The sequence below is a fragment of the Leucobacter exalbidus genome, assembly GCF_017834145.1.
In the GTDB taxonomy this organism is placed as follows: domain Bacteria; phylum Actinomycetota; class Actinomycetes; order Actinomycetales; family Microbacteriaceae; genus Leucobacter; species Leucobacter exalbidus.
On sequence record NZ_JAFIDA010000001.1, the window covers coordinates 90,311 to 101,725 of the forward strand.

Annotated in this window: 8 protein-coding genes and 1 pseudogene; 2 read left to right on the forward strand and 7 right to left on the reverse strand. The window is 64.5% G+C overall.

The features are described 5' to 3' along the window. Positions 1-232: 232 nt before the first annotated feature. Positions 233-361 (forward strand): annotated as a pseudogene (locus tag JOF28_RS00445) (IS30 family transposase); the annotation flags it as partial. A 91-nt stretch (positions 362-452) separates the two neighbouring features. Here JOF28_RS00445 and JOF28_RS00450 read toward each other — a convergent pair. Both JOF28_RS00450 and JOF28_RS00455 read right to left on the reverse strand, forming a co-directional pair. Further along, positions 453-2,141 (reverse strand): MDR family MFS transporter, encoded by a 1,689-nt coding sequence (locus JOF28_RS00450; protein WP_209703974.1) that lies wholly within the window; start codon positions 2,139-2,141, stop codon positions 453-455. Between the two features lie 54 nt (positions 2,142-2,195). Further along, complete coding sequence (locus tag JOF28_RS00455) at positions 2,196-2,819, reverse strand: TetR/AcrR family transcriptional regulator (protein ID WP_209703975.1); 624 nt, start codon at positions 2,817-2,819, stop codon at positions 2,196-2,198. Between the two features lie 231 nt (positions 2,820-3,050). Here JOF28_RS00455 and JOF28_RS00460 point away from each other — a divergent pair, with 231 nt between their 5' ends. After that, positions 3,051-4,457 (forward strand): S8 family peptidase, encoded by a 1,407-nt coding sequence (locus tag JOF28_RS00460; protein ID WP_209703976.1) that lies wholly within the window; start codon positions 3,051-3,053, stop codon positions 4,455-4,457. A 21-nt stretch (positions 4,458-4,478) separates the two neighbouring features. Here JOF28_RS00460 and JOF28_RS00465 read toward each other — a convergent pair whose 3' ends face one another. The 5 genes from JOF28_RS00465 to JOF28_RS00485 all read right to left on the reverse strand — a co-directional run bounded on the left by JOF28_RS00465 (position 4,479) and on the right by JOF28_RS00485 (position 11,328). Continuing rightward, positions 4,479-5,576, reverse strand: a complete 1,098-nt coding sequence (locus JOF28_RS00465; protein WP_209703977.1) for a LacI family DNA-binding transcriptional regulator — start codon at positions 5,574-5,576, stop codon at positions 4,479-4,481. After that, a complete protein-coding gene (locus JOF28_RS00470) occupies positions 5,576-7,474 on the reverse strand; it encodes a glycoside hydrolase family 2 protein (RefSeq protein WP_209703978.1) in 1,899 nt (632 codons plus the stop codon). The genes JOF28_RS00465 and JOF28_RS00470 overlap by 1 nt, the downstream gene beginning before the upstream one ends. Beyond that, positions 7,471-8,853 carry an MFS transporter gene (locus JOF28_RS00475; protein ID WP_209703979.1) on the reverse strand — a complete coding sequence of 461 codons (1,383 nt, stop codon included), beginning with the start codon at positions 8,851-8,853 and terminating at the stop codon, positions 7,471-7,473. Before JOF28_RS00475 ends, JOF28_RS00470 begins: the two co-directional genes overlap by 4 nt. Before the next feature lie 99 nt (positions 8,854-8,952). Beyond that, positions 8,953-10,395, reverse strand: coding sequence for an FUSC family protein (locus JOF28_RS00480; protein WP_209703980.1), 1,443 nt, complete (start codon positions 10,393-10,395; stop codon positions 8,953-8,955). 3 nt (positions 10,396-10,398) lie between these two features. After that, positions 10,399-11,328: a hypothetical protein gene (locus JOF28_RS00485; protein WP_209703981.1), complete on the reverse strand. Its 930-nt coding sequence runs from the start codon at positions 11,326-11,328 to the stop codon at positions 10,399-10,401. Between the last annotated feature and the right edge of the window lie 87 nt (positions 11,329-11,415).

An 11,415-nucleotide genomic window follows, 5' to 3' on the forward strand; every position in this document is an offset into this window, starting at 1 on the left:
ATTAATCCGGGGGTCACCTGCCCACGGCATTTTGTACACTCGGTGAGCGCCACCCATCTGGCGGCCTTCCCCGAAGTAGTGGTCACACACCTTTTGGAGATCGGCGTACCGGATGCCCTTGGGGCTGGCCCGCATATTGCTTAGGATCTTGTCCACGCTGGCCATGGTTAATGGTATCACTATTGATACCATTTTGGTGGGGTGTTTTTACGGCAACATCAGCGCTCAAAGCCAGTATTTCCCGAAGGGCACCGACCTATCAATTTATGGGCTGGAAGATCTTGAGGTCGTGGCTCAGTGGTTGAACGGTCGTCCACGCAAAACGCTGGGCTGGGAAACCCCAGCCCAGCGTTTTGCGTAAAACTAGTTCCTACCGCCTGGTCCATACCCCGGTGCTGCGAGGATCACTAAAATCCGCCGAAGTCACCCCGGGCATCGCCCAGCTCACGCGGTTACTGCGTGTCGGCGGCGGGCTTGTGATCCGGATCAGCGGTGTGCGCCGCAGCGTTTTCGAGATCGCTCGCCTGCTGGGCAGCGAGTGCCTCGGCCTCGGCTCCGCCGATCGCCTCGCCGCGCGCGACCATGCCCGACTGATCTGAGAGCGGGATCTGCTTCAGGAACAGTGCGAACAAGAACGCGAGCAAAATGAACGGAATCAGGTACCAGAACACCGGCGCGAGCGAATCAGCGTAGGCGGTCACGACGCCCTCTCGAATCGCCTCGGGCATCTGCGAGAGCGACTGCGGATCGATCGTGGCGACCGCCTGCTCGGGGTTCGCCATGCCAGCGCCCGCGAAGACGCCGCCCAGGTTGTCGCTGAGGCGCGTGGTGAACATGGCGCCGAAGATCGCGACGCCCAGGGAGGCTCCGACCTCGCGGAAGTAGTTGTTCGTGCTCGTTGCGGTGCCGACCATTGATGCATCGACCGCGTTCTGCACGACCAGTACGACGACCTGCATGATGAGGCCGAGGCCCGCGCCAAACACGAACAGGTAGACGCAGATCAGCCAGATCGGGGTGCTCGCGGCGAGCGTGGTCATGGCGCCCATGGCGGCCGCGGTGACGAGCGTGCCGACGATCGGGTAGATGCGGTAGCGCTGGCGCTTGGTGATCATGAGGCCCGACCAGATCGACGTGCCCATCATGCCGACCATCATGGGCAGCATCAGCAGGCCTGAGACGGCGGCGGAGGTGCCCGAAGACATCTGCAGGAAGGTGGGCACGAACGCGATGGCCGAGAACATGCCGAGGCCGAGCGTGAAGCCGATGGCGGTGGCGTTTACGAAGATCGGGTTCTTGAACAGCGACAGCGGAATGATGGGGTCTTCGGCGCGTGCCTCAACCAGCACGAACAGGCACGCCGAGATGATCAGCCCGCCGCCCCAGAGCCAGGTTTCGAGCGCAGCCCAGCCGTGATCGCGGCTGCCACCGAAGTCGGTGAAGAAGATGAGGCAGGTGGTGGCGATCGAGAGCGTCACGACGCCCGCGATATCGATCTTGTGGGTGGCGCGCTTGCTGGGGAGTCGCAGCGTAAACCAAGCGATCGCGAAGGCTGCGATGCCGATGGGAATGTTGATGTAGAACGCCCACTGCCAGGTGAGGTGATCAACGAAGTAGCCGCCCAGCAGTGGGCCGGCCACCGCCGAGATACCGAAGATCGCGCCGAGGGGGCCCATGTACTTGCCGCGCTCAGAAGCCGGCACGATGTCGGCGATGATCGCCTGCGACAGAATCATGAGCCCGCCGCCGCCAAGCCCCTGCATGGCGCGGAAAATGATCAGCCAGGTGAAGTCGGGGGCGAATGCCGCGCCCGCCGACGCGATCGTGAACAGCGCGATCGCGATCAGGAACAGGGTGCGGCGGCCGAGCACGTCACCGAACTTGCCGTAGATCGGCATCACGATGGTGGTCGCGAGCAGGTATGCGGTGGTGAGCCAGGCCTGGTGCTCGACGCCGCCGAGCTGACCGACGATGGTGGGCATCGCGGTCGACACGATGGTCTGGTCGAGGCTCGAGAGCATCATGCCCGCGACGAGCGCGGAGAAGATGATCCAGATGCGGCGCTGCGTGAGCAGTAGCGGGCCGTCGCCAGGCGCGGGCTTGTGTGCCTTGACCTGACCGGTGGGAGTTTTAGAGGACATGCGAAGAGTCCCTTTCAAAATGGGGTCGTGCAGAAAAGTGAAGGGGACCGCGGGTTAGGCGGTCGTGACCGGTGCGGGTGCCGGTGCCTGCGTGGGTGCCGGGGCGAACAGCTCGCGCGTGTAGGCGAGAGACTGCCGCAGCGCGGGGCCGATGCTGCCGGTGGGTGCATGAGAGAAGTAAGAGTGAGCCGTTGCGTGGAGCAGCCCGCCCAGCAGCTGCACCGCGAGCGAGATTCTGGGGTCTTCGGGGGAGAGGCCCTCGCGCGCGGCGATGATCTGCACGAGCTGTTGCTGCATCGCCTCGGAGTCGGCGATGAACTTGTCCATAAAGGCGGGCTCACGCATGATGATCGCGTTCACGTGCGTGAGCGTGCCCGCAATGTCGATGACCTCGTCGAAATTTACGATGGCCACCTCAACAAGATCAGTGAGCAGGGTGGGGCTCACTTGGCCATCGGCGATGCCTGCCGCCACGAACGCCCGCATCGCGTCGCTGTCACACAGATCAGCGGGAGTCGCGCCCACCACCGCCGCTTCTTTTGATTCGAAGTAGTTGAAGAAGGTGCGGCGAGAGATTTCTGCGGGGGCGCAGACATCCTCAATGGTGAAACCCGACAGCCCGTGGGCCGCGGTGAGCTTGCGCGCGTGTTCGGTGATGGCGATGCGGGTACGTCGCATCTTGGCCTCCCGGCCCGTTGGTAATGCACTTTGAGTCACAAAGTGCAATTATGCACGTTTGAGCTGTGAGTGCAATTTGAGCACGAGATGTTCGAACCTGAAGTACTCCCGTCATTTGGGGCTATTCGGGCGTTGCCTCCCGAAGATAAACTCGGCACGCACACACTCTTCGTGATGAGGTGCCGGGCGTTCGTCGCTCGGCACACTTGTCCCTTGCGGTTAGGAACTCGCATGGCTAGAACCTCGAATACTCGTAACCCCGAAGGTCAATCGGTTGGGCGGGGCTCCTCGTGCGGGGGCGGCGATGTGGCGCACTTTCGCCCGCGGATTCGTGCGTTGCTGTCGGCCATGGTTGCGGTCGCAGTAGGGTTCGGGCTTGCTAGTACCACCGCGCCCATTGCTGCGATGGCCGCTGATGACCCCAGGTGGTGGAGCGAGGCCATAGCCATTCCCAGTGCTCACGCTCAGGGGCTCACCGGCGAAGGCGTCAAGATAGCGGTCATTGACGACATGATCGATCCGAGTTCCCCGGCATTCACGGGCGCGAACCTGACGGTGAATGACGACCACATCTGCCCGGAGTCGGTGGGAACCTACGACGGCGCAACTCGTGAGGTACAGCATGGCACTGCCGTCACGCAGATGCTCGTGCGCCCCGACGGTGTACTCGGCCTGCCTGGCGGTATAGCGCCCGAGGCTGAAGTCGAGTTTATTGCGGTGGGAAGCGTCGAAACTTGTGATGCACTCGTGCGCGGTGAAGACGGTGAGATTGTGGATCAGTGGGCAAACGCAATAGACCAGGCGATAGCAGACGGGGCTGACGTCATATCAATTGCTATTAGCACCGGGGCATCTGAACGAAACATCCCCGCCATTGCCAGAGCACTCGCGGCCGGAGTTGTTGTTGTCGGGGCTAGCCCCAATGAGAGCACAAACCTTTCGAAGCGATTTGCTAGTGGGATAAACGGAGTGATTTCGGTTGCCGCAGTGAATTTAGAGGTTGACCTGCTGATAGAAGCGGATGGAGCCCGAGTGATTAACAAGGAGATCACTGTGGTCAATGCCGGCGTTGACATTGGCGTGATCGGTGGTACCCATGATGCCCCAGTTATGGAGACGACCGCAGGGTCATCGTTCGCGACCCCACTGACGGCGGGTATCGTTGCGCTGGCGATGCAGAAATTCCCCGATGCTACGGGTAACCAAATCATTCAGGCGCTCATCCACTCGGCGATCGGTAGCGAAAACGGCACTCAGCGCGACGTCACCAACGGTTTGGGCTACGGGCTTGCATCGCTGCCGGGCATTCTCGAGACTGATCCGATGACATACCCCGACGTGAACCCGCTCATGGACAAGGCACTCGGTCAGCCGACGGCGGAAGAAGTCGAAGCATTGCAGACGAGCAAAAACGAGCAGCCTGAAAATGAAACCTCGGCAGAACCGGCCGATGAACCAGCGGGGGAGTCAGCTGAGGGGACCGCACCGAGCGCTGAAGCCAAACCACAGGAGTCTGCCAACCCCGAAGGTGGCCTGGCCGGGGCGCTACTGCCCTGGACGATTGCGGGCGGTATCGTGGTGCTCGGGGGCATCGCCGTCGCAGTGGTGATGGTTGGAAGAAAGCGGCGTGGACAGTAGCGCGCGCTCGAAACACAGGCATTAACCTGACGGCTGGTTCTCACTGTGCCCTGGCACCCGCGTCGACTCCCGCTCCACCAACCGATATGGTGCGCTCATCAGCGCGGGGGCCGCGTCGCGGTCAGCGATGCGGCGCAGCAGCACCTCGATGGCGAGGCGCGCGATCGCGTTCACATCGGGGGCGATCGTGGTGAGCGGGGGTGACGTGAACCCCGCCTCAGGAATATCGTCCCACCCGATCACCGAGATGTCGCCCGGCACGTTCAGCCCGGCCTCCCGCAGCGCCCGCAGCGCGCCCACCGCGAGCTGATCATTCGCGCACACGAGGCCATCCATCTCGGCCAGCCCGCCGGGGCAAGCGAGCACCTCGCGCATGCGGTCGTACCCCTCCTGCCGGGTGTACACCCCATCTGGCCCGGTGACGTCCCACTGCGACACCGCAATCACGTGCTCCGGCCGCACAGTGAAGCCGGCCTCATCGAGGGCCCGCTGATAGCCACCCAGTCTGAGATCGGCCGGGGGAGCGCCCACCACCCCGGGCGACACCGCCCCAAGAAACCCGGGAGCCCGGCACCCCGCATCGATCAGGTGCCGGGTGGCCGCGGCGCTCGACGTGACACTGTTCACCACGACGCTGTCGACGCGGGCATCGCGCGGCCGCTCACCCAGCAACACGAGCGGGGTCGCGCTCTGCGCCGCCACGATCTGATCGACGTCGATTGAGAGGGGGCTGAAAATGATGCCGTCGGTGAGCAACGTGCGAAACCCACCGGCCACCCGCAGCTCACGCTCGACGAGACCCCGGGTCTCATCGATCACCACGTCGTACCCCACGCGCTCGGCCTCGGTGACGACTGCGTGCGCGAGCTGCGCGAAATAGGGGTGCGATACGAACGGCACCGACAGCGTCAGCAGCATGCTGCGCCCACTGCGCAACTGCCGCGCGGCCTGCTGCGGGCGGTACCCGAGCTCGGCAATCGCGGCCTCCACGCTCACGCGGGTGGCATCACTGATGTAGCGGTGCCCGTTGATGACGTTCGACACCGTGCGATACGACACCCCGGCGAGCGCGGCCACATCCTTCAGCGTGGGAGCGCCTGCGCGCGCTTCCCCCGCCACTAGCTCGCCGCCCCGTTTACTGCCCCGCCCGCGGCGGCAGCGCGACCCGGGTGAGCCACGGCACCGGGCGACACCGGGGGTAGGGTGGCCGCTGATCCGGAGCCCACCGCAGTTTCCATGCCCGCCGTAGCCGCCGCGAACCGGTCATGCAGCTCTTGATTCACCTGGCGCAGCACCCGGGCATCGACCTTGGTCACCGTGCGATCGTAGGTGAGAATGCCATTGAGCTCATCCTCAACGTCAGAGAGCTGTGTGTACACCATCGCCGACAGCCCCGCGTCGATCGCGGGCGCAATCTGCTCGCGATGCAGCGCCGCATAGGCCGCCGTGAGCTCGGCCCCGGTCGCATACCGGCGGTACCCAAACTCGCGCTCACTGAACTCGTGCCCGGGCAACCGCAGCGCATACCCGCCGTACTCAGAAACGACCACGGCGCGACCATCGGCGCCCCAGTTGCGCCGCGGCTTAATCGGCCTGAAATACACGTGCAAACTGCGCAGCTGCCCGCCACCCTGGTCGTGCCAGCCGCTGGCGTGATCGATGATGCGATCCGGATCAAGGCGACGCACCCGCTGCGCCACCTCATTGGCATCGAACTGCCCCCAGGCCTCATTAAACGGCACCCAGGTAACAACGCTCGGGGCGTTCTGCAGCAGCTCGATCGTCGCGTCGAGCTCGGCCAGAAACTCGGCGCGGCCCGCGGCATCTGCGCGCCCAAACAGCCCATACCGGCGGTCGTTGAACTTAATCGGCGAGAGCACCGGGGCCGTGATCACGAGCGGCTTATAGCGCTCGCCGCCGCTCACCATGTCTTGCCACACGAGCATGCCGAGGCGATCGCAGTGGTAGTACCAGCGCAGCGGCTCGATCTTGATGTGCTTGCGCAGCATCGTGAACCCGAGGTCTTTCATCGCCTGAATATCGCGCACGAGCGCGGCGTCGTTGGCGGGGGTGTAGAGGCCGTCGGGCCAGTAGCCCTGGTCGAGCACTCCGCAGTGAAAGTAGGGGGTGCCGTTGAGCATCATGCGGGGCTTGCCGAGGGCATCGGGGGCGATACCCACCGAGCGCATGCCGAGGTAGCTCGTGACGACGTCGTCGCACAGACGCACCTCGACGTCGTAGAGGAACGGGTCTGCCGGGCTCCACGGGCGCACCTCGGGAATGGGGAGACGCAGCGTTTCACCCGCGGGGCCTTGCGCGCGGGCTACCTCGACGCCGCTCTCACTGATGATGACCTCGACGGGCACGGTGGCGGCCGGGGCGTGCACCGTGATCTCGGCGAAACTCTCGGCGGGGTTGTCGGTGAGCACGGGGCGAATCTGGAGGCGTTCGACGTGGGCCTCGGCCACCGACTCGAGCCACACGGTCTGCCAAATGCCCGACTGCGGGGTGTACCAAATGCCGCCGCGATTGAGTGACTGCTTGCCGCGCGAACGGTAGCTCTGGTCGGTGACATCGCGCACCCGCACTCGCAGGGTGTGCGCGGCCCGATCGTCGCCGATTGCGTGCGTAAGGTCGACTGTGAAGGGAAGATAGCCGCCCTCGTGCGCGCCCACCTGTACACCGTCGAGGTACACGACGCAGTCTTGGTCAACCGCCCCAAAGTGCAGCAGCAGGCGTTCCTTACGAAACCCAGCGGGGAGTTTGAGCGTGCGTTCGTACCAGAGGTACTCGGTGGGGTCGAGCTGGCGGCCCACCCCAGACAGCTGCGCCTCAGGGGAGTAGGGCACCAAAATCTCGCCGTCCCACGCGGCCGGCGGCTGGGCCTCGGCCGTGAACGCATAGTTCCAGTGGCCGTTCAAGCAGAGGTAGCTGTCGCGCGCGAGCTGCGGGCGCGGGTACTCGGCGAGCGGAATGTCGGCGGCGTAACCAAACGCGGAGGCGACGGGACTGGTCATGAGCGAACCTTTCGGGAGCGCAGAAATGCGGTGATGGGAACGAGCAACAGCACAGCGGCTGCGGCCAAGAAGATCTCGGGGCCCGGCACTGACTTTGTGACGCCGAGCTCGGTGAAGGTATTGTTGGCGCCCGTGATGGCTGCCGCGCCGATGAACGGGCCGATGATCATCGGCACCATGACCACGAGGATCATGCGCACCCCCTGAATGCTGCCGGCGTGGGCGGCGGGGGTGTGGTCGCGGGTCATCGCGGCGACGGTGGCGAGGGAAGCCATCATGCCGCCCATCATGACGGTGGCCGAGGCGATGACCGCGATGAGATCGCGGGCAAAGAACATTGCGACTAGCCCCATCGCGAACACGGCCACCGCGGGGAGTAAGAACCGGGTCTTGCCGACGCGATCCATGATGCGCCCGGCGATCACGCTGAGCACGGCGGCGAGCAGCAGGGTGATGCCGAGCGCGATGGCGTAGGCCTCGATCTGCAAATAGTGCTGAAGGTAAATAATTACATAGGGTAAGAATGTTTGCACGCTGATGCTGAGCACCGCGTAGGTGAGCAGCGTGAGATACAGCGCGGGGTGCGCGCGCATGGTGCTGGGGCGTAACCAGTGCACGATGCCTGCCCACACCGTCGTGCGGGTGGGCGGAACTTCGCGGTCGCGCACGAGAAACCAGCTCGCAATTCCGGTGAGCGTGGTGACGGCGCCGATGATGCCAAAGAATAGCGTCCACTCGCCTGCGCGAGTGAGCCCATCAAGCAGCGCGAAGACCACCAGCATCGACATCAATGGCAGGGTGGCGAGCCAGCCCTCGACCCGGCCGCGGTTGGTGACGTGGGTGGAGTCGGTGACCCACGCGTTAAAGGCGGCATCGTTGGCGCCTGATCCGAAGACGCTCATGACGCAGTCGAGCGCGATGACGGCGATAATCGCTGTGAGTACGACGGGGGCGGCTGCGCTGACGGTGCTGTCGGGGAGCCCCAAGAACCCAAAGGCTGCGGTGCACAGACCCCACACGATGTAACCGATCGAGATGAACGCTCGGCGCTTGCCCAAGCGATCAGACCAGGCGCCCACCACGATGGTGGCGAGTGTGGCTGCTGCGGCGCTGCAGGCCACCATCGTCGCGATGACGGTGGGATCGGTGGTGATGGCGTTGTAGACGAACACGTTGAGGTACATGTTCTCGATGGTCCAGGCGAGCTGGCCCACGAACCCAACGGTAATGATGGCGAGCCAGGTGCGGCGGCCCAGCGGAACGCGGGGGCCGCTCGGGCCGCCGGGGCTGCTCGGGTTTGGCCCGGCTGGGGAGGTGCCTGCGCGCCGCGGGCGGGGTGCGCCCGGTGGCTCGGCGGCAGGCGTGGTGCGAGTGGTCATGGGGTCATCCTCGATGATGTTGCAACGTTGCAATGTTTGAACGCGGCAATTCTATCGATGGAAGTCTGAGAACGCGACCGGGGTGCTCCCGCTGCGGGCTTAGGCGTGCGTGGCGTCTCGATCGGTGATGTGGTGCAGCGCCCAGTTCGTCCGGGCAAGCGCCATCAGCGCATGGGTGGCCGGGTCATCAGCGGAGCCCGGCAGCTGATCGATGTGCGACAGAATATTGGGCCGGTCAAGCTGCTGCTCAGCGGTCACGGCCTCCGGCTCATTGGGAAAACTCAACGCATGATGGGCGGCCTCAGATGACACCAGCACCTCGGTGATCGCTGCGGAGATGACGCGAGCACCGGGCATCTGCTGTGCGCCGGGCACCTGCTGTGTGCCGGGCTCCGTCTGCGAGCTTGTCGCGTTTGGCCCAGCCTGCGCCGCCTGCGCGAGTTGCGCTGACGCCCGCGTCGCAATGTACATGAGGTGCACGGCGTCTGATTCCTCGCGGGGTGAATCGACGATGAACGCGGTCGACATTGACGAAAGCGAGCGGTCAACAGCGGCCTGGGCGGTGTCTAGCTGATGCAAGCTATTGGCCACCTCTTCGCGGGTGCAAGCCGAGGTGAGTGACCCGGCGACCGTGCGCAACAGATAATCGAGCGCATCAAAGTAGGCGTCAACCTGGGCGACTAGCGCGGGTCGAGAACTGGTGGTCATGATGAAGTAGGCGCACAGCACCCCAACGACGGCTCCGAGCAGCGTCTCGCCGACGCGCAACTCCATAATGCTGTGATTAAGCAGTCCCGTCAGATGGTAAAAGCACACGAGCATGATGGAAATGAACAGCGGGGAATAGGTGTAGTTGAGCGGCCCAAAGTAGAGCATGCAGAACACCGCGAGAATGCAGGCGATCACAATCACGGGGGTGTGATCGCCAATGAGCGTGACGATGATGAAGCCGGCGACAATGCCGATCGCGGTGCCAGCTACCCGGCGAAATGCCTTCGTGAGAATGCTGCTGCGGGTCGCGGCCCCCGAGAAAATAATGAACACGGTGATGATGGCCCAGTACCAGTGGGCCGAAGAGATAGCTTCGCCGATAAACATCGCGATCGAGGCGGCAATGATCGCCTGCACCGCCATGCGAGTCGAGGGGCGCCAGTGGCTCCATCCCCACTGCCGGGGAACCTTTGCGACTGGAAGCGTGGGTTGCTGCGGGGGAGCCTGCGACGGCGACCCGGAGGTTGCAACGGCCGACGCAGCTGACGGTGCTGCTGAGGGTGTTGCTGCCGGTACCGGTGGTCCTGCCGGTGTTCCTGACAGTGCCGTTGCCTGTGCGCGCTCGGGGGCGGACGGTTGGCCCGCGGGCGATGCGTGCTGCGGTGTGAGCGGCACCGCACGCAGCTTGGCGTGCGCCAGCAGCGCGCGTGCGAGCTGCTGCACACGCAGATCAGCGGGCACGGCACCCGATGGCGCCGCAAGCGTCTCGGTGGCCCACAATGTCGCCGCCGCGACCTCTGCGTCAGAGGCGTGGTCGTCAAGCACCGTCATGATCTAGCCGATGGCGTGCCGCAGTAACTGCTGCGGGTCTGAGTGTGGTTTAACCTCTGGAAGCAGGTGCGGGAGTGCGTGATGCTGGTGTTGCTGCCCCTGGTTCTGCCCTTGGTCTCCGTGCGCATCGGCGGAGTCAGACGGCGCTGCGTGACCGGCCCTCGCGATCGCGGCGCAGGCTTCTTCGGTGCTCACCCGCGCTTCCAAGACGAGCGCGTCGAGGGTGTGCTCGTCGCACCCAATTTCGTGGTCGGTGCGCACGTTTTGTTGCCACGCTGAGATCGACCGCGCCACCTCATCAATGCGAGCGAGCTCCGCGCGCCGATTCTTGGCCCGCTGCGGGTGTCGTGAGCCGTGGATCGCGCTGGCCGAGGCGACGCGCAGCTCTCGCAGCAGCACCGTGAGTTCGCGACGCGGCCGCTTCAGCAGCAAGATCGCGCGCATCAGCGCCTGAGCCGCAATGGCGATCGCTGAGATCGTGCAGAACAGCAGCAGATCTTTGGCTGTCACCTGCATGATGAGCGTGAAGAAGAACCCCATGAAGCACAGTGATCCGATGGCGCCCGCGCGTGGGCCGAAGCGGCGCACCCACACGGCAGCTCCCACCACGAGAATAAACGCGATGGTGACGGCGATGCGCGATTGCGACAGCGTCACAGCGACCAGCACGATGATCACCACGCTCGGAATCATGAGGACGGTGGTGGTGAACCGGGCGATGGCGGTGCGATCCTGGGCCATGCTGCCCGCAATTGCAGAGAGAAACAGCGGCACCGCCAAGAAACTCGTCTGAGCGGGATGCCCTCGCAACAGCAAGGACGCCGTGAGCACGCTCGCCCCCACACCCGCAGACACCGCGAGTGCCAACAAGAATCGGGTGTGAGCGGGGTCGCGCGCGGCGACTAGGGCGGCGATGCGGGTTCTGGCGTCCAAGGGCCCTCCAGGGCTGGGAAGAGTGAGGAAAAAGTGCGGTGCAGTAAGACGGCCGAACCGCCCCGCCGGCGAAAATGAGCCGGCGGG

Bases quoted from the DNA above. Each gene is read 5' to 3' on its own strand.
- JOF28_RS00450 (WP_209703974.1), bottom strand. From the start codon at position 2,141: ATGTCCTCTAAAACTCCCACCGGTCAGGTCAAGGCACACAAGCCCGCG.
- JOF28_RS00475 (WP_209703979.1), bottom strand. From the start codon at position 8,853: ATGACCACTCGCACCACGCCTGCCGCCGAGCCACCGGGCGCACCCCGC.
- JOF28_RS00480 (WP_209703980.1), bottom strand. From the start codon at position 10,395: ATGACGGTGCTTGACGACCACGCCTCTGACGCAGAGGTCGCGGCGGCG.
- JOF28_RS00455 (WP_209703975.1), bottom strand. From the start codon at position 2,819: ATGCGACGTACCCGCATCGCCATCACCGAACACGCGCGCAAGCTCACC.
- JOF28_RS00470 (WP_209703978.1), bottom strand. From the start codon at position 7,474: ATGACCAGTCCCGTCGCCTCCGCGTTTGGTTACGCCGCCGACATTCCG.
- JOF28_RS00460 (WP_209703976.1), top strand. From the start codon at position 3,051: ATGGCTAGAACCTCGAATACTCGTAACCCCGAAGGTCAATCGGTTGGG.